Below are 24,935 nucleotides of genomic sequence, written 5' to 3' on the forward strand. Positions count from 1 at the left end.
ATCACTCTAACAGGAGAGATGGGTCACAGCAAGCAAGATGCGGGCCCACCGTCACCGATGCCGCGCGCCCGTCGACCACCCCGCCGCGACGAACCACTGCGGACGGCTGGCCGGAAAGCGGATTCCCGAACGCCGAACTCAGCGACGATAAGACCGTTTTGGACCGACCGGTCGGCAGATATTCGGAAACCGATGCGTGCGACCCGAGAAGTGATCGATCAAATTGATGATCGGCCTTCGTCGAACGGTGAACATTGATTGGCCGAAAGGGGGAGCCGGGTGCCCGACGATCCCGGCGGCGCACCGCCTTTCGTCCCTTGTGGACGGCGAGTTCCGCCACACGGCGCGCCGAGCCGACGGACTGTCGCAGGCGTACGCCATGCTGCGGCCATGAACTCGTCGCCGCAGTGGCTCAGCCGCTACCGCAGGGGCCAACGGGAACAGGTCTGGCACGAGCTGCACCAGTGGGGCAGCGCGATCCGGCTCCACCCCGAGCTGGTCGAGGAGGCGCAGTCGGTCTGTGACGAGATGGCCCGTCGGGCCCGGCAGAACGTCGAGGTCGTGGTGGCGCGGCTGACCGCCGCCGGCTACCGGTTCCACGAGAACGACGACGAGGAGACGCCGGTGTCGTGCCCGTACGCCCCGCCGACCGCGCAGGCCGACGCGTACGCCGGCTGGCTGCGGGACCGGTTCGGCGCGGTGCCGATGACGCTCTGCTCCTGGGTGCGGCTGGTGGGCGACGTCTGGCTGGTCGGCACACATCCGGAGTGGCCCACCTCGGCGTCGGCCGACCCGCTGGTGATCGAGCTGGAGGGATCCCGCCACCCGGACGGACCGTCCCTGCGCGACTACTACGACGAGGAATGGGCCGACTGGCAGGAGGAGAAGGCGACCGACGAGGACCCGGGGGTGTTCGTGCTCCCGGTCGCGCCGGACCGGCTGCACAAGGAGAACACCAGCGGTGGCGGGCCGTACGGCTTCGTGCTGCCCGACGGGTGCGTGGACGGGTTGTTCGTCGGGGAGACGACCACCTCGTTCGTCGCCTACCTGAACCAGGTCTTCGGCAGCGGCGGCTTTCCCTGGCCCACCGGGTCGGAGGGCGAGTGGCAGGTGAAGCGGAGCCTGGCCGAGGGCCTGCTACCGCTCTGACCGCGCGAGACTGCCGAACGCGTGCATGGGCGATGCGGTACGAGAATCCGCCGTCGCGCAACGTCGCGATGATCTGGTCGTAGTAGGCGTACACCCCGGACGGCACGGTCGGGCGGGAGCCGAGCAGGCCGGGCGCCCACGGGTGGCGCAGCATCACCGCGCGGGCGGCCAGGCGACGCATCGTCCGCAGACGTCCGGCCGGCGGCGCGCCGACGCGCGGACCGGCCGGGCCGCCGTGTCGTTGATCCGGTTGTGCCCGCCGCCCGCCGGCCACCACGGTGGGGGCGCCGACCACCGGAAGGGACGCCGATGACCAGTGAACGCGAGACCGTGGAGGTCGACCCCACGTTGTTCCAGGCCGTCTACGACTCACCCGCGTCGCTGCCCGGCCGGCATCGGTGGACCACCCCGGAAGCCGACGTCCGGCGGATCGAGAAGCTGCTCGGTATGCCGCCGCGCACCATCGGCGCACCGCTCTGGGTCAGCGGCGACCACCCGGACTGTCCCACCTGCGGTCGCCGGATCACCTGGTACGACATCGTCGCCTCGGCGCTGAAGGGCGTCCACGATCCGGCGATGATCGCCACCGTGATCCTCGGCGACCGCCGGTACGTCAACACCGGCCTGCCCGCCGCCATCGCCGGCGTCCGCTGCACCGACTGCCGCTCGCCGATCGACGGACTACGCAGCTTCAAGTGCCACAACTGGGCGTACGCCTTCGACGAGCTGGCCGCCGTACGGCAGCGCATGACCGGCAGGTAAGGAGGGGTCCCCTGCTAACGCCTCGTGCATAGCAGGGGACCCCTCCTTACCTCGGTGCGCCTCAGTCGGCGGCGGCGCGGCGGGCGGGTCGGCGGCCCGGAGGTGCGGTCGGCTCGTCGCCGAAGTCAGGCACCGTCGGCATCGGCCGGCGGGCCGGGGAACCGGCGACCACCCGCACCTGCTCGCCGTGGTGCCACAGCTCGACGGCGGCGTCGGCGGGAGCGTCGGGCAACTCGTAGCGGGCCTCGTCGGCGGTGAGGGTGACCAGCAGCCGGTGCCCGTGCCAGCAGAGGCTGAACGCGAGCCGGTCGATCCGGTCCGGCAGCCGGGGATCGAACGAGAGCAGCTCGCGGTCGTCGCGCATGCCGCCGAAGCCCTGCACCAGGGCCAGCCACGAGCCGCCCAGCGACGCCAGGTGCAATCCGTCACCCGTCTTGTCGCCGATGTCCAACAGGTCCTGCAACACCGACTCGGCGAACAGGTCGTACGCCAGGTCGAGGTGACCCAGTTCGGCGGCGAGCACCGCCTGCGGCGCGGCGGACAGCGACGAGTCCCGGACCGTACGCGCCTCGTAGTAGGCGAAGTTGGCCGCCTTCTCCTCGGCGGTGAACTCCCCGGGGCAGCGCAGCATCGCCAGCACCAGGTCGGCCTGCTTGACCACCTGGCGACGGTACAGCTCCAGGTAGGGGAAGCTCAGCAGCAGCGGATAGTCGTCGTCGCCGGTGTCGTCGAAGTTCCACTCCGGTTGGGTGGTGAAGCCGGCGGCCTGCTGGTGCACCCCGCGCTTGGCGTCGTACGGCAGCACCATCGCGTCGGCCGCCGCCCGCCAAGCAGCCACCTCGGACGGGTCCACCCCCAGCCGATCGGCCGCCTCCGGATAGCGCTCGACGGCGTCCGCCGCACCGCGCAGGTTCCGCCGCGCCATCAGGTTGGTGAAGGCGTTGTCGTCGACGAGTGCGGCGTACTCGTCCGGGCCGGTGACGCCGTAGACGTGGAAGCCGCCGTCGTCGGTGAAGTGTCCGAAACCCTGCCACAGCCGGGCGCTCTCCACCAGCAGTTCCAGCCCGGCTCCGGCCCGGAACTCCTCGTCGCCGGTGGCAGCGGCGTGACGCAGCACCGCGTCGGCGATGTCGGCGTTGACGTGCAGCCCGGCGGTGCCGGCCGGCCAGTAGCCGGAGCACTCCTCGCCGCCGATGGTCCGCCACGGGAAGGTGGCGCCGGTCAGCCGCAGCTCCGCCGCGCGTTCCCGTGCCTGGGGCAGGTGCGCGTACCGCCAGAGCAGGGCCGAGCGGGCCACCCCGGGGGCGACGTACGTCAGCACCGGCAGCACGTACTGCTCGGTGTCCCAGAGCACGTGTCCGTCGTATCCGTTGCCGGTCAGCCCCTTGGCCGGGATGCTCAACGCACCGTCCGGCCGGCCCGCCTGGATCAGATGGAACATGGCGAACCGGATGGCCTGTTGCAGTTCCTCGTCGCCGTCGAGCACCACGTCGGCGGTCTGCCACGCGGTGTCGAGGGCGGCCCGCTGGTCGGCGAGCAGGCTGTCGAAGCCCGCCGCACGGGCGGCGTCCGCCTCGGCGGTCACCTGGTCGGCGAGTTCCTCGGCGTCGGTGCCGTCGACCGGCACCCACTCGTACGCCGCGTACTTGGTGAGGCGTACCCGCCCACCGGGCGCGACCGTCCCGGTGAGGGTGAGCCGGATCCGGTCCTCGGTGACGTCGGTGCTGGTGGCGATCTCGTCGGGGGCTGACAACCGGTGTGCCACGGCGACGGCGATCCGCTGGTCACTGTGCTCGGTGCGGTGCACCAGGACGCCGTCGGTGCCGTCGGCGTGGTGATGCTCGGCGACCAGCGGGTCGTGGATGGTCGCCGCGGCCCGGGGGTCGTCGTCGCGTTCCGGAACCCGCTCGTTGGCCAGCAGGTCCGCGCAGATCCGCAGTTCGACCGCCTCGTCCAGAGGTTCCACCGTCCAGTCGAGGGCGGCCACCCGGCGACGCGGCAGCGACACCAGCCGGGTGCTGCGGACCCGCACCCCGTGCCCGGCGGGCGAGGTCCACTCGGTGACCCGCTCCACCACCCCGGCCCGCAGGTCGAGCACCTGCTCGTGGGAGCGCAGCGTGCCGGTGCGGACGTCCAGCGGTTCACCGCCGACCCAGAGCCGGACGAGAGTGGCGTTCGGCACGCTGACCAGCGTGTCGCTGAGCTGCGGAAAGGCGTACCCGTCCTCGGGGTAGTCGAGCGCCCGCCGCTCGTGGAACCCGTTGAGGTAGCTGCCCGGCATCTCGCAGGGGTCGCCCTCGTCCAGGGTCCCGCGCCAGCCGACCCAGCCGTTGCTCAACGCGAAGATCGATTCGGTCTCGCCGAGCCGGTCGAGGTCGTCCTGGGTTCGGACGATCCGCCACCGGCCGTCCGGTGCCGATGACGGCCGGTCGGGGGTGCTCTGCACAGCGCCTCCTGGGGTGCGACGACGAGCCCTGCGGACCGTCATTTCCCCGCCGGCCCCCGCACCACACCAGGAGCCGGCCCACTCACCACACCAGCAGCAGCGCCCCCAGGGTGCCGAGCACCAGGTACGGCCCGAACGGCAGGTGGCTCGACCAGCGGGCCCGGCCGCTGACCAGCAGGACCAAGGCCACCAGGCCGGAGAGGACCAGCGCGAGCAGCAGTCCCGTCACGAGCAGGCTCCAGCCGTACCAGCCGAGCAACGCGCCCGCGCCGAGCGCCAGCTTGGCGTCGCCGATGCCGAATCCGCGTGCACCGAGCAGCAGCGTGGTGGCCGCGAAGAAGAGGGCCAGCCCGAGCCCGGCGGCGGTGGCGCGCCACCAGGGCGCGACCCCGGCACCGGTCAGCGCGGCGACGCCGAGCAGCAGCCAGGTGCCGGCGGCGGCCGGCAAGGTGAGCCGGTCCGGCAGCCGGTGCACCGCGAGGTCGACGAAGACCAGGGGGATCGCGAAGGCGAGCCACCACGCGGCGGCAGCCAGTTCGGCGACCGGCGGGCGGGTCAGCAGCAGCACGGCGAGGACGCCCACGGCGGCCAGCTCGACGGTGCCCGGTGGCGCGCCGACCCGCACGCGGCATCCGGCGCAGCGAGCGGTCGGCCCGAGCGCAGGCCACGGCCGGGCCAGGCTGATCGGGGCGCCGCAGGCGTCGCAGCCGGCCCGGCTACCGACCTCGGCGGGTACGGCGAAGCGCGCGATCGCGTACCGCATCAGTGGGGTGATCGCCAGCGCGGCCAGGAGGCGCGGGCCCGGCCGGCGGGTGGTGGAGGCGTCCGACGGTGGCCGGTGGTCGGCCGGTGCCCGGTCGCGGACCGGTGGGCTCGGGTCGTGCCGGCTCATGCGGCAGACTGCCCGGTCGAGCCCACCACGGACCGTAGTGTGTCCACTCGGATCGGGTGGTGGCACGAATGTCGGGCCGGGACTCCTCCGGCTCTCGCGGAGTGTCGGCCGAAACGCGCGGGAGAGACTGATGCAATTCCCATGGAATGCAATTGGCGCGAACCCGGGTCCGATATGACCGGGGACAGATCGGACCACATGCCATTTCCCGCCACATGACGAACGGCTGATCGACCGCTCCACGAACGACGGAAGGGCGTGGCCGATCGCCCGCGCCCGGCCGACGCTCCGCGCGTCGCGACCGACGCCCGCAACCTACCGGTAACCACCCGACACCACCACCATCCATGACTCAGCGTGTTCGGTTGAATTGCCTCTGTCGCATCGGCCGGCATCAGCTTATGCTCGCCCCTTGGACGCGGCGCAACCCATGTCCACGGGGGCATCACCAGCCAGGCAGTGCATTTCTAGAGATCCAAACAGGTAAATGCGGCTGCGATTCGGGCAGGACCGGGGAACGCCCCTCCGGTCGCACTACCGCACGCCTGGGAAACGCCGGCGACGGCGGTCGCCGGATCAGCACCGAGGAGGGCACGAAGGTGCGAGCACGGCAGCTCAGTCGCTGGACGGCCGGTCTGGTCGCGGTGGCGGCAGTCGGCACGACCACCGCCTGCGGTGGCGCTCAGGAAGCGACCACCGCGACAGCGTCCGAGCGACGCGGGACACCGACCGACGCGCAACGGGTGGCCGAGGAGAAGGCCGCCGAGAAGGCTGCGCTGGCGGCCTACACCGGCTATCTCACCGCCTCCCGTACGGCGAGCCGGCACAGCGACCCGCAGCACCCGGAGTTGACCCGCTTCCTCGGTGACCCGCTGCTGACCCGGGTCCGGCTGAGTCTGCGCAAGGCCCGCGACAACGATGCGGTCAGCGTCGGCACGATCCGCTCCGATCCCACGGTGATCTCGGTCAACCTGGACGCCGCACCACCCACCGTGGAGATTCAGGACTGCCTCGACGCGACCGGCTACCGGCTGGTCTACCGCTCCGACGGGAAGAAGACGGTGCCCGGGACCCGGGGCTCCCGGCACCTGGCCACCGCCACCGCGATGCGCTACCCCGACGGTCGCTGGCTGATCAGCGCCGGTGCCGCCCACCGGGACCAGCCGTGCTGACCGCGCGAGTCGGCAGGAGCCGCCGAACCCGGAAGTCCGTCGGGCTTACGCAGTCCCCTGGTCGGCTGGTCCGCCGCGCGCTGCTCGGCAGCGCCCTGGCCCTGCTGCTGACCACCGGGCCGGGGGTGCCGGCGCACGCCGACCCCGGTGCCGAGTGCCCGCCCGCCCAGCCGAACTGCAACGTCTGGGACGACGACCGCGGCACCCCCGGCAACGGTGGCAACAACGGCGGCGGCGGCAACAACGGCGGTAACAACGGGGGCGGTGGCAGTGGCGTCTGCCAGTGGAACGGACGCACCATCCCCTGCTACGACGACGATCTGGGCTGGTTCAACAGCAACGACGGTTGCTACTACAAGCTCGCGGAGCCGCAGCCGGAGGCCGACGAGGGGTACCTGTGGTACACCCGCGCCTGCAACGGCGGTGACCTCGGCTCGGTGGAGACCGTCCAACTGCCGGAGGCGCCACCCGGCTTCGGGGCCCCGCCGGACCCGGAGGAGTTGGCCCGCCGGGCGTTCGCCTCGATCAGCCTCGTCGCTCCCCGGGCCAGGGTCGCCCCCCGTAAGAGCATCGGCCCCGGCCTGGTCGGCCTGCCGGTCTGGATGTGGGCGGAACGCGGCCCCAACCAGTTCGGCCCGCTGACCGCCTCCGCCTCGGACCGGGGCCTGACGGTGAACATCCGCGCCGAGGTCGACAGGGTCGTCTGGGACATGGGCAACGGCGTCGAGGTCACCTGCGGCGGACCGGGCACCGCGTACGACCGGGGCGGCCGGCACGCCGGCAAGCAGTCCCCCGACTGCGGCTACCACAGCGGCTACCCGAAAGCCGACACGTACGAGGTGCAGGCGACGACGCACTGGAACGTCACGTGGCAAGGCGGCGACCGGAGCGGCACCATCCCCGGCGTCACCCGCACCACCGGTGTGGTCGAGATCCAGATCAACGAGCTTCAGGTGGTGACCCGATGAGCGTGGCGACCCGCAACGGCAACCCTTCGGTGGACGCGCCGGTCGCCCCACCCCGGGTGGTCCGGCAGCGCCGGGTACGCCCCGGCCTGCTCGGCCTGGCCGTCCTGCTGATCGCCCTCGGCGGGCTGGGTTCGGCCTTCGCGATCACCTCGGTCCGCGCCACCGGCAGTTACCTGGCCGTGGCGCAGACCGTCGAGGTGGGCAGCGTGATCGGCGCGGACGACCTGGTGGCCGTGCAGGTGGCCGGTGGACAGGGGCTCGACCCGGTGCCGTCCGGCCGGCTCGCCGAGGTGATCGGGATGCGGGCCGCCGTCTCGCTCGCCCCGGGGACGCTGCTGACCATGGCCCAGCTCACCGACGACCCGCTGCTCGGCCCCGGGCAGCAGCAGCTCGCCCTCGGGCTGCGCGCGGCCCAGGTCCCCGCGCCGAAGCTCCGCCCCGGCGACCAGGTCCTGCTGGTGAGCACCCCGAACAACGACGGCAACAGCAGCGGCGGCTCGTCGTCGAGCGCCACCCGGTTCACCGCCACCGTCACCGACGCGGTCAGCACCGAGGGCCGGGACGAGGTCGTGGTCTATCTGGCACTCGCCGTTCGGGACGTACCGGCGGTGGTGGCGCTGGCCGCCCAGGATCGGATCGCGGTCGTGCTGACCAAGGCGGCCTGAGCATGGCGATCATCGCTCTGGTCTCGGCCAAGGGCTCGCCGGGGGTGACCACCACCGCGTTGGCCTGCGCGTTGAGCTGGCATCGACGGCTGGTGCTGGCCGAGTGCGACCCGGCCGGCGGCTCGGTGCTCGCCGGCTACCTCGGCGGTGCGCTCGACGGCCCCCGGGGCATCGGCGAACTGGCCGTCGGCGAGCTGCGTGACGGCAGCCTGGAGTCGACGTTCTGGTCGCAACTCGTCGACCTGGACGCACCCCGACGCGAGCGGCTGCTGCTGCCCGGCGTCGTCGACCCGGCCCAGGCCGGCAGCGTCATCCCGCTCTGGCAGCGGTTCGCCGACTACTTCGGCGGGCTGGAGCACGGCGACCCGCCGTACGACGTGCTTGTCGACTGTGGACGGCTGCACGTGGTCGGCACCCCGTGGCCGCTGCTGCGTGCCGCGTCGGTGGTGCTGGTGGTGAGCCGGGCACAACTGCCCGACCTCTCCGGCACCCGCGCGATGCTCCAGACCATCGAACGGGACTTCGCCGAACACCGGGTGCAGCCCGGCACGCTCCGGCTGCTGCTGGTCGGGGGTGGCCACGGCAAGACCGAGGTCAGCAAGGCGTTGCACACACCGGTCATCGCCCGGTTGCCGCACGATCCGCGTACCGCCGAGGTGCTCAGCCTGGGCGGCACCGTACGGGCGTCCCGGCCGCTGCTGCGCGCGGCCCGGGGCCTCGAGGTGCCGGTCGGCGCGCTGCTGGAGCGGCGACGGGCCCGATTGGCGTGGCCGGTGCCCCAGGGGGTGCCGGATGCGATTTGAGCCGGTCTCGTCGGACCCCCGCCGGTTACCACCCGGCGCCACCTCGATCGCGCCCCCGCTGCCGCCGGTCAACGGGCGGCAGCATCCGCCGACGCCACCGCCCGTCGCGCCGACGGCACCCGAGCCACCGCCCCGGCCCCGGGTGGACTTCCAGGTCGTCCGCGAGTTGCGCCGGGAGCTGAGCGAGCGGCTCACCCGCTGGCAGCGCGGCCGGGAGTTCAGCGTCGACGAGGAGGACACCGAGCGGGCCCGGCTCGCGGTCGAACTGGTCGCCGAGTACGCCGACTCGGTGCGCCGGGCCGGTACGCCGATGGCCGCGGGCGAGGAGCGGCTGCTGCTCGACCAGGTCACCGCCGAACTGGCCGGGCTCGGTCGGCTCCAGACGCTGCTCGTCGACGACAGCATCGAGGAGGTCCACATCCTCGGCTGCGACCAGGTACGCGTCACCCGGCACGGCGGCGGCGTGGACTGGACTGACCCGATCGCGGACAGCGACGACGAGCTGGTGGAGATCCTCCAGGCGGCCGCCCGCCGGGCCGGTGCCACCGAGCGGTCGCTCTCCACCTCGAAGCCCACCCTGGACCTTCAACTGCCCGACGGCAGCCGGTTGGCCGCCGTGTTCCTGGTCAGCCACCGCCCGTACGCGGTCATCCGCAAGCACAACACGCTCGACGTGACCCTGGACGACCTGGCCGGGGCGCGGGGTGACCTGGACGAGATGGTCGACCCGCTGCTGCGGGACTTCCTCCGCGCGTCCATGCGCGCCGGACTGAACATCATGGTCGCCGGGCTGGCCGGTGCCGGTAAGACCACGGTCATCCGGGCGCTGATGAGCGAGATCCCGCAGGACGAGCCGTACGTGCTGCTGGAGGAGAGCCGGGAGTTGCTACCGGCCCGGCGCGGTCAGCGGCACCGTGCGGTGATGAGCTTCGAGGCGCGGGAGGGGCACGGCGAACGCGGGCCGGACGGCCGCCCGGCGGGCGAGGTGAGCATCGCCGACCTGATCCCGGTCTCGCTCCGGATGGGTGTGCTGCGGATCATCGTCGGCGAGGTGCGGTCCCGGGAGATCGTGCCGATGCTCCAGGCGATGACCACCAGCCGGGGGTCGATGTGCACGATCCACGCGCGTACCCCCGCTGGGGTGAGCGAGCGGATCATCGAGTTGGCGCTGGCGCACGGCCGCGAGATGACCGTCGACCAGGCCCGCCGGATGGCCGGCAACGCCCTCGACCTCATCGTCTATGTCAACGTGGAGGACGAGACCGGGATCGGTGGCCGCAAGCACCGGTTCGTGTCGCACGTCGAGGAGGTGCTCGGCGTCGGCGAGAGCAGCCGCATCACCACCACCCAGGTGTTCGGACCGGGCCCGGACGGCCGGGCCGTCCCCCGGCACCTGCCGGAACGGGTCCGTGGCCAACTGCTGCGGGTGGGCTACGACGCCCGGCTGCTCAGCCGCTGGATCGAGGCCGGCCAGGGCGCGTGGCGACGCCCCAAGCAGACCCGACTCGGGCGGCGGTGACCCGTGCTCGACAACATCCAACTCATCGCGGTGGTCTCCGGGGCGGCCTGTGTGGCCGGGCTGGTGCTCACGGTCGTCGCGCTGGTCGGCACGCGTCGCCCGCCCGGCCCGGCACCCGGCGCGGGCCCGGGACTCAGCCGGCTGTGGCGTGGCTCCGGCACCACGCTGCGCGAACAGCAGACCCATCAGGCGTTGCTGATCGGCGCGGTGGTCGCGGGCGCGCTGGCCTTCCTGGTGACCGGGCTACCGGTGGTCGGGCTGCTGGTCGCCGTGGCGGTGCCCGGTACGCCGTGGCTCTTCTCGGTCGGCCGGGCGGAACGGCGGGCGATCGCGCGGATCGAGGCGGTCGGCGAGTGGACCCGCCGCCTCAAGGACGTCTCCTCCACCGGGCAGGGTCTCCAGCAGGCGATCATCGGCACCGTCGGCACCGCACCGGAGGAGATCCAGGAGGAGATACGCCTGCTCGCCGCCCGGCTCCAGGCCGGGTGGCTGGCCCGCTCCGCCCTGCTGGCGTTCGCCGACGACATCGGCGACCCGGTCTGCGACCAGGTGGTGGCGGCGCTCATCCTGCACCTCACCGACCGGGGCGAACGCCTCGGCGACGTCCTCGGCTCGATCGCCGCGGCGGCGTCCGCCGAGGTCGCCACCAGACGCGAGATCGAGGCCAAGCGCACCCAACCCCGGTTCGCGGTCCGCTTCCTGACCGGGATGACCCTGGCCACCATCGGGTACGGGCTACTCAACCGCGAATACGTGCAGCCGTACGACACGCCGTTCGGCCAGGTGGTGATGGCGGTGCTCGGCGCTGCCTTCGTCGGCCTGCTGGCCTGGGTGCGCTCGATGAGTCAGCCGCCCCGACCGGCCCGCTTCCTGCCCGCCCCCGATCCCCGGGAGGTGGTGGCGTGAACCTGCACCTCACCATCGCGGTGCTCAGCGGTGCCGTGGTCGGGCTGGGCGTGTACCTGATCGTGCGCGAGCTGGTGCCGGCGACCCCGGCGCTCGGTCCGGCGCTGCGCCGACTGCACCAGCCGCCGGGCGCGACCCGGCTCGGTCCGGCCGACCGCCGGCTGGACTGGCTGACCGGGCTGGCCCGCTGGCTGCGCCCGCCGCACCGGCAACTGGCCCTGCTCGACCGCACCCCCGAGCAGTACGCCCTCTCCATGCTGCTGTCCGCGTTGATCGGGCTCGCCGCACCGGCCCTGCTCGGCTTCACGCTGTTGGCCGTGGGCGTCTCGCTGCCGCTGACCGTACCGGTGCTGGGCAGCCTCGGTCTGGCAGTGCTCTGCGCGCTGGTCGCGCACCGGTCGATGATCGCCCGCGCGGAGGCGGCCCGGGACGAGTTCCGGCAGGCGGTCTGTACCTACCTGGATCTGGTCGCGTTGCAGCTCTCCGCCGCGCACGGCCCGGTGCAGTCGTTGGAGCGGGCCGCCGCCATCTGTGAGGGCTGGGTCTTCGACCGGATCTCCGAGGCACTGCGCATGGCCCAGATGCAGATGCACTCGCCCTGGGACGAACTCCGCGGCCTCTCCGACCGGATCGGCATCCCCGAGCTGGGCGACGTCGGCGCGATCATGCGCTCGTCCGGCAGCGAGGGCGCCCAGGTGCACGAGACCCTGCGCAGCCGCGCCGACTCGCTGCGCGACCAGATCCGCACCGACAACCTGGCCCGGGCCGAGGGAGTGACCAGCCGGCTCGACATTCCCGGCGCGCTGCTGGTCTTCGTCCTGCTCGGCTTCGCCATCTATCCCTTCCTCGCCCGCCTTTAGCACTCGACCTCAACCGAAGGAGCCCCCGATGTCCGTCCTCACCGAACTGAACGCCGCGCTGGGCGTGCGGCTGACCCACGTACAGACCGCGCTGCGGGCGCGGCTTGTGTACCTGCGGGGGGACCGTGGCGACAGCCCCGTACCGACCGCCGTGATCATCTTCGGCCTGGTGACGGTGGCGTTGGCGGTCACGGCAGCGGCCCTGACCGCCGCCAACAACTGGATGGGCCGCATCCCCGGGCCGCCGGCACCGTGACGATGCGCCGCCGCCGCTACGCCGGGTGCCGGATGGTCACGGCCATCCGGCACCCTCGGCTGCCCGGTGACGGCGAACGCGGCGGCAACCCGGTGGAGCTGGCGGTGGCGCTACCGGCGATCCTGATCCTGCTGTTCGGCTCGATCCAGGTGGCCGCCGTCTTTGTCGCCAGGTCCACCGCGCTCAACGCGGCACAGAGCGGAGTCAACGCACAGCGGCTTCACCAGGCTCCGGCCGGGGCCGGCGAGGAACGCGCCGCGCGCTTCCTCACCCAGGCCGGTGGCTGGCTGGTTGACTGGGACGAACCAGGGCCGAGCTGCGTCACCTCGGCCACCGACGTGACGTGCACGGTGACCGGCCGCTCTCTGTCGGTGGTGCCGGGAGTCAGCTTCTCCATCGAAGAGACCGCACACGGGACGGCGGAACGATGGACCGCACCATGAGCCGGGGCTCGGTCTCGATCGAGGTGGCCGTCCTGGCACCCGCGTTCCTGGCCATGATGGTGCTGGCCGGAGTCGCCGGGCGTACCGCGGTGGCCAGCGAGGCACTGGAGGCGGCGGCACACGACGCCGCCCGCGCGGCCTCCATCTCCCGCGACGCCCGCACCGCCCGCACCGAGGCCCTCGACGCGGTCCGCAGCCAGCTCGACTGGAGGGGGTTGGCCTGCTCCGGCGAGCCGCAGGTGACCTTCAGCGGATCGGTCGACGGACGGTCCACCACCTTCGGTCAAGCCTTCAGCAGCTCCGTCGGGCAGGACGCCACGGTCACCGTGCAGATCGCTTGTACCGTCTCCTACCAGGACATCAGGATCTCCGTTCTGAGGATGCCGAGCGGAAACCGGGTCACCGCCTCGTTCACCTCGCCGTTGGACCGTTACCGGAGCCGGGGATGACGGCCGGGCGCGGGGACGCCGGGCGGGTGAGCATCTTCCTCGCCGTGGCGATGATCGGCGTGCTCGGCATCATCGGCATGGCGTTCGACGGCGCCGGTCAGCTCCGCACACTGCAACGCGCCGAGAACCTGGCCGCCGAGGCGGCCCGGACCGGTGGCCAGGCCATCGACCGGGCGACCGCCATCGAGGGCGGCCCGAAGCGCATCGACCAGACCGAGGCCCGCGCGGCCGTCGCGGACTACCTCGCCGCCGCCGGGGCCACCGGCCACGACGTGACCTTCCCGGTGGTCGACGGCGAGACCGTCATCCGGGTACGGGTGTCCGTCACCTACCGCCGGGCGATGCTCGGCCTCTTCGGCTTCTCCAACACCGTCACCGTCTCCGGTGAGGCGACCGCGCGGGCGCTGACCGGGGCTCCCTAGGGAAAGAAGGTAGCCATGGCCGCATCGGGTGGCACCGCCGTACGGCGGGTCGGTCGGGTGCTGACCGGATTCGGCGCACTGGTGGTGCTGATCGGTCTGCTGGTCGGCGGTCCGATCGCGTTGTTGGCGTTCGCCGGCAACCCTCTGCCGGACCACGTGCCCACACTCGCGGAGATCGGCACCACGCTGACCAGCCGGGACGACGGGCAACTCTTCCTGCGGGCGTTGGCGATCGTCGGCTGGTTCGGCTGGGCCAGCTTCGCGCTGTCGGTGCTCGTGGAGTTGGGCGCGCAGTCGCTGCGCCGCCCGGCGCCCCGGCTGCCCGGGATGGGTCGGCAGCAGCGGGCGGCGGCGGCCCTGGTCGGCTCGGTCGCGTTGATCATCGCCGCCAGCCCGGCGGCCACGGCCGCCACCACGGCCTACACCGCCCCCGCCTACTCGGCGCCGGCGGCGGCCACCGCGACGCTCGCCGGGCCGCCCACGGCGTACGAGCCGGTGTCCTCGGGGACGGAACGCGCGACCGCCGACGCGCCGGTCTACAAGGTGGCGAAGGGCGACTACCTCGGCAAGGTCGCCGACCGTTACCTGGACGACTTCGAGGACTACCGGGAGTTGGCCGCGCTCAACAAGCTGCGGGACCCGGACCGGATCCGCCCCGGCCAACTGATCACGCTGCCGGCCAATGCGGACGACCAGGGTGCCCGGCCGCACGCCACCGGCCGGCTGGTCGGTGCGCAGGCCCGTCCCGCTCCCGAGCAGTCGCGTCCGACGCCGTCGAAGCCGACGCCGTCGAAGCCGGATGTGGAGCAGCCGGAGTCCGCCGCGCCCACGCCGCCCTCTCCCGCCGCCACGCCGCAGGGACGGCCGGCACCGCACGACGAGGCACCGGAGGAGCATCCGCCGGTGGTGACGGTGGGCGCGGCACGGGCCGGTGAACCGGACCGGGTGAACCGTCCGCTCGCCATCTCGGCGGTGCTCGCCGTGGCCAGCATCGTGGGCGCCCAGATCGGTGCGGTGCTCGGCCTACGGCGTCGCCCGGTGCCGGTGGCCGCCACCCGGCAGCCGGTCCGGAGCGGTCCGCCCGCCGAACTGCCGGTCGGCCGTCACCGCAAGGACTGACCGGGGCCGTCGCCTCACGGCAGCCGGGCCTCCACCCGGCCCGCGACCACCCGGGTCGGCAGGGTCTGCTGGTCGTTGCCGGACGGGCCGTGCACCACCTCGCCGCCGTTGAGGCGGAAGGTGCTGCCGTGCCACGGACACACCACGCAGGCGTGGCCGTCGATCTCGGTGACCTCGCCCTCGCCGAGCGGGCCGCTCTGGTGCGGGCAGCGTTCGAGCATCACCGTGACGTCGTCGCCATGCCGATAGAGGATCACCGAGACGTCGTCCACCTTGCGGGTCACCAGTTGCCGCTGCGGCAGCGTGGCCATCTCGGCGACCGAGTGCCAACCGTCGCTGATCAGGTGCAGGTCGGAGACGCTCACGTTGACCTGGGCACCCTGCTTGTACGCCAGGTGTCCCCCCAGGTACGCGCCGGCACCGGCGGCACCGAGCCCGAGCCAGCCGAGGGTCCGGCCGAGTTGGTGGCGGCCGGAGAACCGCGCGGCCACCGAGCCGGAGTAGAGGACCAGCGCGACGGTGTTCGAGGCGGCGTGCACCAGGCCGACCCGACGCTGGTCACGGGAGAGCGCGGCCCAGTCGTTGAGCCCGGCGACGGCCGCCGGCAACGCGCTCACCGTGCCGATGGTGGTGAGCGTGGTGGCGGCTCGACGCTGGCCCGGCATCAGGTCCAGGATCGCCGCACTGACCCACGAGCCCACCGGCACCTGCACCATCGCCGGGTGCAGCGGATGACCCAGCCAGACACCGTGCAGCAGGTCCCGGACCCGCTGCCCGCGCAGGGTGCCCTGCACCGCTCGCTGCAACCGGTCACCGAACCGGTCCAGCCCGGACGCTTGCTCGATCTTCGTCAACAACGCTCGCACCCGTACCGACTTCCCGCCGTACGCGGTCGCAAACCGGTCGTCGGGGACGAACCGTCGGCGACCGTGGCACGCCGTCTCCGACGGACCCCCGCGATCATGGAGTTGTGGCGGACTCTTTGCCCTTCTTGTGGGCTATCGGGAGTGCCACAACTCCATGATCGACGTCAGGGCCGGCTATCGACGTGAGGGCGGAGTGTGGGTCAGTTGCGGTTGATGGTGAAGGTGGACGTGGTGTTGCGGATGTCCTGCCAGTTGTCGCTCAGCCGCAGGTTGGTGAAGGTGACCGAGCCGACTGCCGGGCCCTGACCCGCCTCGGGCATCTCGTTGACCCAGATCCCGAAGCCCGACTTGGCGTCGAAGGCGTCACCGCTGCGCCGGGCACCGCTGATCGACACGTTGGTGAAGACCGTGTCGGTGATCGGGTTCTCCGGTTGACTGCCGGTGTACTTGGTCTGGAACATGATGCCGGAGTAGGTCGGGTCGACGATGTCCACGTCGCTGACGCGGATGCCCCGGAACTCCTTGGACGCGGAGAACACCCAGATCGCCGGGAAGGTCTGCGCACCCCAGAAATGACCACCGGCCCGGACCAACGAGATGTTCTCGAAACGGGTCGGTGGGCTGGACCCGAATCCGACGAACGGATATCCGAAGTCCAGTGAACTGATGGTGATGCCCGAGTACGTCAGCATGTCCGCGATGTAGAGGTTGCGGAACACGTTGTCGTAGCCGCCGTACACGGCGATCCCGGCCGCCCGCCAGGTCAACGTGGCGGTCAGGTTCTCGAACACGTTGCCGTGGTTGCCGGTCGACGCGCCCTGGTCGGTCGCGGAGAAGAGCGCGAAGGCGTCGTCGCCGTTGGACCGGCCCTCCGAGTTGCTGACCAGGTTGTCGGTGCTGCCGTTGGTCAGGTTCACCGCGTCGGCGAAGGTGTTCCGGAAGCGGCTGTCGGTGATCTTCAGGCCGCTGACGCTCACCCCCCAGTACGCGCAGACCGTGTGCTCGACCCAGACGTTGTCCAGGGTGAGGTCGTCGACGTCCTTGAGTTCACCCCAGACCTTGCCGGGCCCGTCCTGCCGGACCGTGTAGTTGCCGAAGAACGCCAGGTGGGAGAAGGTCGACCCGCTGGCGCTCGGCTCCACCCGGAACCCGGCGTCGGTGTTCTGCTGCGACGACGGCGTCTGGAACCGGGTGAACCACATGCCGGCGCCGACCACCTTCACCGCCTTGCCGTACACCTGGAACTTCTGCGCGGTCTCGTACGTGCCGGCGGGCAGGTAGACACCGACCAGGTTGCCGGTGGTGTCCATCCGGACCGCGTCCAACGCGCTCTGCACGTCGGCGTGGCTGAACCCGTTCGGCACCCGGTACCGCGCCGGGTCCGGGTTCTCCCGGGGAGTCACCTGCTCCAGGTCGACGAAGTCGACGGCGTACGTGGTGGTGTTCGCCGGGTCCTTCTGCAACCGGATCCGGCTGCCGGCCGGGATGGTGGAGTTGAGCAGCACGTTCGCCTCGTCGTAGAGGTGCCGGGGCGGGCCCGCGCTCGGCGAGTCACTCGGGCTGGCCTCGGCGCCGTACAGCCAGATGTGCTTCGAGGTGAGGCTGATCGGCTTGTGCAGCACCCCGTTGACATAAATGTTCAACGTCGAGGTGATCCCGCCTCCGTTCGGGGCGTCCGGGATGGAGAAGCGGGTGACCAGGGCGTTGGCCGGCGCCTTGGTGGTCCACTCGACGTACGCGCCGGTGGTGTTGAGGGTCACCGCCCGCCGGCCGGACGCCTCTCCGGCCAGGTCGCCGATGGTCCGGTTCGGCCCGATCACCTGGGCTCCGCCGCCGACCGAGCCCTCCTCGGCCTCGTAGTGGTCGTACGGCAGGTTGGCGCCGCGTCCCACGAACAGCGGACGTTCGCTGGTGTTGTTGGCCCGCTTCACCGGCAGTTCGTTGGCGTCGGCGGCGATCACCACCCGGACGGTGTACCGGCCGTTGGCCGCCGTCCAGGTGCCCAGGTCGACCGGGCTCGCCGTGACACCCGCGCCGATGCCGCCGCCCGTCGATCCGGTGAGCGTCCGCACCGCCGTGCCGGCGTCGTTCAGCACGGTCAGCGTGATGCCGTGCGACCCGCTCGCCGAGGCGACGGTGCCCTGGTTGCGCAGGGTCACCGAGAAGCGGACGGTGGCACCCGCGCCGGGTGTACCCGGTGACCAGGTGACCGCCGAGGCGACCAGGTCGGAGCTGGCCACCGGGCCGACCGTCAGCCGGGTCGGGTTCGTGTACGCGTTGTTGCCCTCGTTCTGCTCGATGATCGTGTTCGCCGGGTCGACCGTGGCGCTGAGCTGGTAACTGCCCGCGTTCCGGGCCGAGACGGTGGTCGACACGCTCGTCGACGCACCGGCGGCGAGCGCGCCGACGGCCGCCTGGCCCACCTTCGTCCCGTCCAGGGCGAAGTCGACCGTGGTCGCGCCGGCGGCCAGGGTGCCCGCGTTGCGGACGGTGGCGGTGAGCGTGAGCTGATCGGTCTCCACCGGGTTGGCCGGGGCGGAGGTCACCGTGGTGACGGTGAGGTCCGGGTTCGGTGCCGGGGTGCCGATCACCTGGAGTTCGGCGACCTGCCCGTTCGACGACCCGGTGTTGGCGGTGAAGGAGAGTCGCACGTCGGCGGCGGTCGCCGAGACCGGGATGGTGACCGTGTTGCTGCCCGCCGGGCTGAACGAGTAGGTCGCCGAGCCGACCAGCGTGCTGAAGCCGGAGGCGGACTGCTCCCGGCCGAGCACCGAGAAGGTCTGGGTGCGCGGACCCCACGCCGGGTCCGGGTTCAGCTTCACCACGATCGCGCTGACGCTGGCGTTGGCGCCGAGCGCGACCGTCAACGTGCCCGGGTACGCGCCCGGCGCCCCCTCCCAGTAGGTGGTGACGTCGCCGTCGACGGCGTTGGCCGCGGCGAAGACGTGCACCATCGACGAGGCGGTGGCCGGCTTGCCGGCGGCCAGGTCGGTGCCGCCGGGCGTGCTGCCGGTACGGGTGACGGTGTTGCTGTTCGCCGAGACGTTGCCCGCCGCGTCCCTGGCCCGTACCACGTACGACACCGTGGCACTCGCCGGCTGCGTGTCCGAGAACGCCAACGTCGTACCCGACACACTCGCCCGCAACGCACCGTTGGCATACACGTCGTACCCCGTCACCCCGACGTTGTCCGTCGACGCCGACCACGTCAACCGCACCTGCCCACTGCCCGGCTCGGTGAACGCCAGACCGGTCGGCGCGGTGGGTGCCTGGGTGTCGCCGGAACTGCCGGTACGGGTCACGGTGTTGCTGTTCGCGGAGACGTTGCCCGCCGCGTCCCTGGCCCGTACCACGTACGACACCGTGGCACTCGCCGGCTGCGTGTCCGAGAACGCCAACGTCGTACCCGACACACTCGCCCGCAACGCACCGTTGGCATACACGTCGTACCCGGTCACCCCGACGTTGTCCGTCGACGCCGACCACGTCAACCGCACCTGCCCACTGCCCGGCTCGGTGAACGCCAGGCCGGTCGGCGCGGACGGCGGCTGGGTGTCACCGGTGGCCGGGCCGTACACCTCGATCTCGGCCAGTTGCCCCGCCGACCAGCCGGTGTTCGCGGTGACCAGCAACCGGACGTAGCGGGTGGCGGCCGAGCCGACGGTGATGCTCACCGTGTTGCCGCTGGCCGGGTTGAAGGCGTACCCGGTGGAGGCGACCAGGGTGGTGAAGTTCGTACCGGTGGTGCTGCCCTGCACGGTCGCCGTCTGAGTGCGCGCGCCCCACCCGGCGGGCAGTTTGAGCACCAGCCGGTCGACGGTGACCGTGGCGCCCAGGTCCACCTGGATCCACTGCGGGAGGGCGTTGTTCGGGCTCTCCCAGTAGCTGCTCTGGTTGCCGTCGTTGGCATTGCCGGCGACGTAGACGTCGGCGTGGCCGCTGGCGGACATACTCCGACCGGCCGCCAGGTTGGCCGACGAGGCCACTGCGCCGTACACCTCCAACTCGGCGAGTTGCGCGGCGGACCAGCCGGTGTTCGCGGTGATCGCGATCCGCACGTACCGGGTGGTGGTGGCCGGGAAGTCGAGGGTGACCGTGTTGCCACCGGCCGGGCTGAAGGTGCGGCCGGCCGAACCGACGATCGTGGCGAAGGCGCTGCCGGTGGTGCTGCCCTGCACCGACAGCGTCTGGGTGCGGGACTCCCAGCCGGCCGGCAGTTTCAGTTTGACCTGGTCGACGGAGTGGGCGGAGCCCAGGTCGACCTGCACCCACTGCGGGAGGGCACCACCGCTCTCCCAGTAGGTGCCGGCGTTGCCGTCGGTGACGTTGGCCGCGACGAACGAGCCGTTGACGCTGCTGGCGGTGGCCGGACGGCCGGCGGCCAGGTTGGGCCCACCGGCTGCGGCGGCCGGCGGTGCGGGGGCCGCGGTGAGGACGAGGCCGACCGCGACGAGCACGGCGGACAGCCGGGTACGGAGTCTGGACATGGGGGATCGACACCTTCTTCCGGGGATGTGGAGAGGCGTTACCGGGTGGCGCTCTTACGGCGTGGGTGGGCCCCGCCTCGGCGTGCGGGGCCCACCCACGGGTCAGGTGGCGTGGACCTCGAACTCGGCGATCTGCGCCGCCGGCCAGCCGGTGTTGCCGGTGACGCTGAGCCGGACGAACCGGCGGTCACCGGTGGTGAGGCTGATCGACACGCTGTTGCCGGTGGCCGGGTCGAAGGTGCGGCCCGCCGAGGCGGCGAGCGTGGTCCAGGTGGTGCCGTCGGTGGAACCGAGCACCGACACCGTCTGGGTACGCGTCTGCCAGGCCGGTGACGGTGGCAGCCTGAGCACCACCCGACCCACCGGACGGGCGGTGCCGAGGTCGACGGTGAGCGTCTGCGGGAACGCGTTGTTGGCGCTCTCCCAGTACGTGCCCGCGTTGCCGTCGACCGCGTTACCCGCCGCGTACACGTCGACGTGGCTGGTCGCCACTACCGGCCGTCCCCGGGCCAGGTTGCCGGTCGGTGGCGCGGTGGTGGGCGGTGGGGTGGTCGGCGGCGGGGTGCTGCCGCCGTACACCTCGAACTCGGCGATCTGCGCTGCCGGCCAGCCGGTGTTGCCGGTGACGCTGAGCCGGACGAACCGGCGGTCACCGGAAGGCAGACCGATCGACACGTTGTTGCCGGTGGCCGGGTCGAAGACCCGTCCCGCCGAGGCGGCGAGCGTGGTCCACGAGCTGCCGTCGATCGAGCCCGACACCGACAGCGTCTGCGTCCGCCGCTCCCAGCCGGCCGGCAGCCTGAGCACGACCCGGTCGACGGAACGGGCCGCGCCGAGATCGACGGTGAGCGTCTGCGGGAACGCGGTGCCGCCGCTCTCCCAGTACGTGCCCGCGTTGCCGTCGACCGCGTTGCCCGCCTGGTAGGTCTGATTGTGGCTGGACGCGACGACCGGCCGTCCCTGGGCCAGGTTCCCGCCCGGCGGCGGCGTGGTGGGAGGTGGGGTGGTCGGCGGCGGCGTGGTCGGCGGCGGGGTGGTCGGGGGCGGGGTGGTCGGGGGCGGGCTCGTCGGGCCGCCGCCCCACTGCGGTTCCGGCCACGGACCGCAGTACGGGTTGGCGGTGTACCAGCCGGAGTTGCCGGCACCCTGGCTGATCTGGAAGCCGCTGCCCACACAGTTGTGGATCGGGTTGGGCTGGGCGATGCCGGTGGCCCGTACGTTGGTGAAGGAGACCTGGCTGGGCGCCTGCACCTGGAGCGCGTACGTGCCGGTGCCGTCGATGCGGACGTTGGTGAAGCTGATGCCGCTGCTGACGCCCTCGATCCAGTGCAGCGCCGCATACGAGCTGTCCAGGATGTCGGTGTCGCTGACCTGGATCGACGCGCCCTGGAGCGGCTCGTTCAACGCGGAGAACCAGATCGCGCCGACCCCGAACCGCCAGTTGTAGTCGGAGTTGCCGTTCCGGATCAGCGTGTTGCGCGCCACGGTGATCGTGCCGGCCACCGCGGTCGCACCCTGCACTCCGGTGTACCGGTTCGCCACGTGGATGCCACCACCGTTGGTGACCGAGTCGGCGGTGACGTTGTCGGTGATCCGGATGTCCCGACCGCCGTACGTGACCAGGTGGTTGGCGAGAACGGTCACGCCGATGGTGTTGCGGGTGAAGGAGTTGCCCACGTTCGGCACGGTGTCCGCCCACATCGCCAGCGCGTCGTCACCGGTGTTGCGGACGAACGTGTTGGTGACCGTCGAGTTGGTGACTCCCCAGTGGAAGTTCACCCCGTCGGCGGTCTGGTCCAGGATCCGGCTGTTGCGGAGGGTGAAGTTGTCCATCGGCCCGTCCATCCACGCGCCGACCTTGGTGTGCTGGAGCCACAGGTTGTCCACCACCGAGTCCGACATCGCCCCACCGATGGCGTTGACCTGGTCGTCGTCGACGCGTTCCCGGATGTCACCGATGATGGCGAAGTCGCGCAGCACCACGTTGCGGCTGGGCCCGCCCGCCTCGTGCGGCCGGATCTCGCCCCGGTATCCGCCGCCGGAGACGTACTTGCCGTAGACGCCGGCGGCCCGCTTCCGGTCGGTGGGGTGTCGGCCGCCGAGCACCGAGTGCCACGGCCCCGCCCCGCGCAGGGTCACCCCGTCGACCACCACGTGGTCCCAGAGCGTGAAGGTGCCCGGCGGGATCCAGACCGTACGCCCCTGGGCCTTCCCGGCGTCGACGGCGGCCTGGAAGCGGGCAGTGGAGTCGGTCGCGCCGGTCGGGTCGGCACCGAAGTCGGTGACCACGTCGAGCACGTTCGCCGGCTTGGTGATCGGCGCGGCGACCAGCTCGAAGTCGGCCAGGTCGATGGTGAACGTCGGGGACTGCGCGGTCGACGAGACCTGGAGCCTGATCTTCGTACCGGTCGGGTAGGTGGTGCCGAAGAGCGTCCGCGCCTCGTCGTAGAAGTGGTGCGGGTTGACGTCACCGGGGTTGTTGTTGAACGGGTAACCGCCGTAGTACCAGCCGTACTTCGAGGTCACCGGCACCGGCTTGACCAGGCTGCCGTTGGCCCGCAGGTCGATCGTGGCGTCCCGGCCGGTACCGGCGGCGTTGTCGGGGAGGCTGTAGCGGAACGTCACCGCGTTCGCGGGTGCGGTGAGAGTGAACTCGACGTACTCCCCGACCGCGTCGAGGGTGACCGCCTCCCGGCCGCTGGCCTCCGACGGCAAGGTGCCGTAACGGCGGTCCGGGCCGATCCGGGTGCCGGTGTGCGCGGCGTACTCGGCCTCGTGCTCGACGAACGCGACGGTGGCGCCCCGACCGACGATGTCGAACGGGCTGAGCCCGGCGGCGCGTGCCGGGGTAGCGGTCCCGGCGAGGGTGACGACCGAGATCGAGGCGGCGGCGAGGGCGGTGCCGGTGAGGGCGGCCAGCGTGGTGCGGAGCCGGTGGCCGGGTGGATGGGGGTGGTGCGGGACGGTGTGGTCGGCCATGAGCGGCGCTCTCCCTTTCCTCAGGTGGCCAGGTCCCCCGTGGTGATGGTGCCGGTGCTGCCGTCACCTCCTCGTCGGTTCCGGACGCGCCCGGTGCCGGCGGCGGGACGGAGCCGCCGACACCGGGCGCGGAACTAGGCGGATTCGGGTGCGGTCCGCAGCCAGACGGCGGTGTCCGGCGGCAGCAGGTCGTCGTCGAGCGGCCCGCTGGCGAGCAGCCGACCGGTGTGCGGCGGTAGCGGTACCGCCACCGTGGAGAGGTTCACCGCGCAGGCGAAACCGGGATCCCGCCGGAACGCCAGCACCCCGTCCGGGGCGGGCAGCCAGGCCATCGGCCCGTCGCCGAGCGCCGGTTCGGCGCGGCGGACGGCGATGGCGGCCCGGTACAGCTCCAACATCGACCGGTCGTCACCGGCCTGCGCGTCGGCGGTGCGGTCCTTCCAGTCGGCCGGTTGCGGCAGCCACGGCGTGGCCTGCGCACCGTCCGGACCGAAGCCGAACGGCGGCGACTCCCCCGACCACGGCAGGGGTACGCGGCACCCGTCCCGACCCGGGTCGATCCGCCCGGACCGCTCCCACATCGGGTCCTGGCGCAGCTCGTACGGGATGTCCTCGACCTCCCAGAGACCCAGTTCCTCGCCCTGGTAGACGTAGGCGGCACCCGGTAGCGACAGGGACAGCAGCGCGGCGGCGCGGGCCCGCCGGGTGCCCAGTTCCAGGTCGGTCGGGATGCCCTCGCGTTTGGCGGCGAAGCTGAACGTGGTGTCCGCCCGGCCGTACCGGGTGACGTGCCGGGTGACGTCGTGGTTGGAGAGGACCCAGGTGGCCGGCGCGCCGACCGGCGCGTGGGCGTGCAGCGTGCCGTCGATGCTCTCCCGCAGCGCGGCGGCGTCCCAGGCGCAGCCGAGGAAGTCGAAGTTGAAGGCCGCGTGCAGTTCGTCGGGCCGCAGGTAGGCGGCGAACCGCTGCCGGTCGGGCAGCCACACCTCCCCGATCAACGCCCGCTCCCCCGGGTACGCGTCCGCGATCCGTCGCCAGTCCCGGTATATCTCGTGCACCCCGTCGAGGTCGTGGAAGGGGTGCGGCCGGTCTGCCGTCACCTCGGGCAACGTGGCGTCCTTGACCAGCAGTCCGGCGGAGTCGATCCGGATGCCGTCCACTCCCCGGTCGAACCAAAAGCGCAGGACGTCCTCGAACTCGGCGCGGACCCGGGGGTGGTCCCAGTTGAAGTCCGGCTGCTCCGGAGCGAACAGGTGCAGGTACCAGTCACCGGGACGACCGTCCGGGTCTGTGGTCCGGGTCCAGGTGGGGCCGCCGAACTCGCCGACCCAGTCGGTGGGGCGCTGGTCACCGTCGGGGCCTCGTCCCGGGCGGAACCAGAACAGCTCCCGCTCGGGGGCGTCCGGCCCCCCGGCCAGCGCGGCCCGGAACCAGGGATGCGCGTCGGAGCAGTGGTTCGGCACCACGTCGACGATGGTCCGGATACCGACCGCGTGCGCCTCGGCGATCAACGCCTCCACCTCGACCAGCGTGCCGAAGACCGGGTCGATGTCGCGGTAGTCGGCCACGTCGTAGCCGGCGTCGGCCATCGGCGAGGGATACCAGGGGCTGAACCAGATCGCGTCGACCCCGAGCGTGGCGAGGTAGCCCAGCCGGGAGCGGATGCCGGCCACGTCGCCGATGCCGTCACCGTTGCCGTCGGCGAAGCTCCGGGGGTACACCTGGTAGATCACCGCGCCTCGCCACCACGGACCGCTGTCTGCTGGGGACAC

Annotated in this window: 20 protein-coding genes; 14 read left to right on the forward strand and 6 right to left on the reverse strand. The window is 72.1% G+C overall.

Going from position 1 to position 24,935, the window contains the following annotated elements:
* Window positions 1-390 precede the first annotated feature (390 nt).
* Window positions 391-1,149: a hypothetical protein gene (locus ACFYTT_RS09780; RefSeq protein ID WP_387258451.1), complete on the forward strand. Its 759-nt coding sequence runs from the start codon at window positions 391-393 to the stop codon at window positions 1,147-1,149.
* A 309-nt stretch (window positions 1,150-1,458) separates the two neighbouring features.
* A complete protein-coding gene (locus ACFYTT_RS09785; protein WP_176092281.1) occupies window positions 1,459-1,911 on the forward strand; it encodes a hypothetical protein in 453 nt (150 codons plus the stop codon).
* Between the two features lie 61 nt (window positions 1,912-1,972).
* Here ACFYTT_RS09785 and ACFYTT_RS09790 read toward each other — a convergent pair whose 3' ends face one another.
* Together ACFYTT_RS09790 and ACFYTT_RS09795 are read right to left on the reverse strand one after the other, a co-directional pair.
* Complete coding sequence (locus tag ACFYTT_RS09790; protein ID WP_387258453.1) at window positions 1,973-4,357, reverse strand: glycoside hydrolase family 65 protein; 2,385 nt, start codon at window positions 4,355-4,357, stop codon at window positions 1,973-1,975.
* Between the two features lie 82 nt (window positions 4,358-4,439).
* The gene (locus ACFYTT_RS09795; RefSeq protein ID WP_387258671.1) at window positions 4,440-5,120 is read right to left on the reverse strand and encodes a prepilin peptidase; all 681 of its coding nucleotides are present in this window, start codon (window positions 5,118-5,120) and stop codon (window positions 4,440-4,442) included.
* 728 nt (window positions 5,121-5,848) lie between these two features.
* Between ACFYTT_RS09795 and ACFYTT_RS09800 the strand changes: the two genes are divergently transcribed.
* From ACFYTT_RS09800 to ACFYTT_RS09855, 12 genes are all read left to right on the forward strand, one after another.
* Window positions 5,849-6,421 (forward strand): hypothetical protein, encoded by a 573-nt coding sequence (locus ACFYTT_RS09800; protein WP_176092278.1) that lies wholly within the window; start codon window positions 5,849-5,851, stop codon window positions 6,419-6,421.
* Between the two features lie 65 nt (window positions 6,422-6,486).
* Window positions 6,487-7,389, forward strand: a complete 903-nt coding sequence (locus ACFYTT_RS09805) for a hypothetical protein (protein WP_387258673.1) — start codon at window positions 6,487-6,489, stop codon at window positions 7,387-7,389.
* Complete coding sequence (locus ACFYTT_RS09810) at window positions 7,386-8,054, forward strand: SAF domain-containing protein (RefSeq protein WP_131056960.1); 669 nt, start codon at window positions 7,386-7,388, stop codon at window positions 8,052-8,054. Before ACFYTT_RS09805 ends, ACFYTT_RS09810 begins: the two co-directional genes overlap by 4 nt.
* A gap of 2 nt (window positions 8,055-8,056) precedes the next feature.
* On the forward strand, window positions 8,057-8,857 hold the full coding sequence (locus ACFYTT_RS09815) for a ParA family protein (RefSeq protein WP_131056961.1): 801 nt from the start codon (window positions 8,057-8,059) through the stop codon (window positions 8,855-8,857).
* Window positions 8,847-10,376: a CpaF/VirB11 family protein gene (locus tag ACFYTT_RS09820; protein ID WP_357214627.1), complete on the forward strand. Its 1,530-nt coding sequence runs from the start codon at window positions 8,847-8,849 to the stop codon at window positions 10,374-10,376. The genes ACFYTT_RS09815 and ACFYTT_RS09820 overlap by 11 nt, the downstream gene beginning before the upstream one ends.
* Window positions 10,377-10,379: 3 nt before the next feature.
* Window positions 10,380-11,282, forward strand: a complete 903-nt coding sequence (locus ACFYTT_RS09825; RefSeq protein ID WP_131057675.1) for a type II secretion system F family protein — start codon at window positions 10,380-10,382, stop codon at window positions 11,280-11,282.
* Window positions 11,279-12,142, forward strand: coding sequence for a type II secretion system F family protein (locus tag ACFYTT_RS09830; RefSeq protein WP_176092276.1), 864 nt, complete (start codon window positions 11,279-11,281; stop codon window positions 12,140-12,142). Before ACFYTT_RS09825 ends, ACFYTT_RS09830 begins: the two co-directional genes overlap by 4 nt.
* Window positions 12,143-12,170: 28 nt before the next feature.
* A complete protein-coding gene (locus tag ACFYTT_RS09835; RefSeq protein ID WP_131054672.1) occupies window positions 12,171-12,398 on the forward strand; it encodes a hypothetical protein in 228 nt (75 codons plus the stop codon).
* 32 nt (window positions 12,399-12,430) lie between these two features.
* The gene (locus ACFYTT_RS09840; protein WP_131054671.1) at window positions 12,431-12,841 is read left to right on the forward strand and encodes a TadE/TadG family type IV pilus assembly protein; all 411 of its coding nucleotides are present in this window, start codon (window positions 12,431-12,433) and stop codon (window positions 12,839-12,841) included.
* Entirely contained in the window at window positions 12,838-13,290 is a 453-nt protein-coding gene (locus ACFYTT_RS09845) for a TadE/TadG family type IV pilus assembly protein (protein WP_387258457.1), read from the forward strand. The genes ACFYTT_RS09840 and ACFYTT_RS09845 overlap by 4 nt, the downstream gene beginning before the upstream one ends.
* On the forward strand, window positions 13,287-13,712 hold the full coding sequence (locus tag ACFYTT_RS09850; protein ID WP_131054669.1) for a pilus assembly protein TadG-related protein: 426 nt from the start codon (window positions 13,287-13,289) through the stop codon (window positions 13,710-13,712). Before ACFYTT_RS09845 ends, ACFYTT_RS09850 begins: the two co-directional genes overlap by 4 nt.
* A gap of 15 nt (window positions 13,713-13,727) precedes the next feature.
* Entirely contained in the window at window positions 13,728-14,831 is a 1,104-nt protein-coding gene (locus tag ACFYTT_RS09855) for a LysM peptidoglycan-binding domain-containing protein (RefSeq protein WP_387258459.1), read from the forward strand.
* A 14-nt stretch (window positions 14,832-14,845) separates the two neighbouring features.
* On the opposite strand, the gene ACFYTT_RS09860 is transcribed toward ACFYTT_RS09855, so the two are convergent.
* The 4 genes from ACFYTT_RS09860 to ACFYTT_RS09875 form a co-directional block, all read right to left on the reverse strand.
* Window positions 14,846-15,697: a Rieske (2Fe-2S) protein gene (locus ACFYTT_RS09860; RefSeq protein ID WP_131054667.1), complete on the reverse strand. Its 852-nt coding sequence runs from the start codon at window positions 15,695-15,697 to the stop codon at window positions 14,846-14,848.
* A 200-nt stretch (window positions 15,698-15,897) separates the two neighbouring features.
* Window positions 15,898-20,184 (reverse strand): discoidin domain-containing protein, encoded by a 4,287-nt coding sequence (locus ACFYTT_RS09865; protein WP_387258461.1) that lies wholly within the window; start codon window positions 20,182-20,184, stop codon window positions 15,898-15,900.
* 102 nt (window positions 20,185-20,286) lie between these two features.
* On the reverse strand, window positions 20,287-23,163 hold the full coding sequence (locus tag ACFYTT_RS09870) for a discoidin domain-containing protein (protein ID WP_387258463.1): 2,877 nt from the start codon (window positions 23,161-23,163) through the stop codon (window positions 20,287-20,289).
* A 134-nt stretch (window positions 23,164-23,297) separates the two neighbouring features.
* Window positions 23,298-24,935, reverse strand: a complete 1,638-nt coding sequence (locus ACFYTT_RS09875; protein WP_387258465.1) for a glycoside hydrolase family 13 protein — start codon at window positions 24,933-24,935, stop codon at window positions 23,298-23,300.

The organism is Micromonospora sp. NPDC003816 (assembly GCF_042874705.1).
Taxonomy (GTDB): Bacteria; Actinomycetota; Actinomycetes; order Mycobacteriales; family Micromonosporaceae; genus Micromonospora.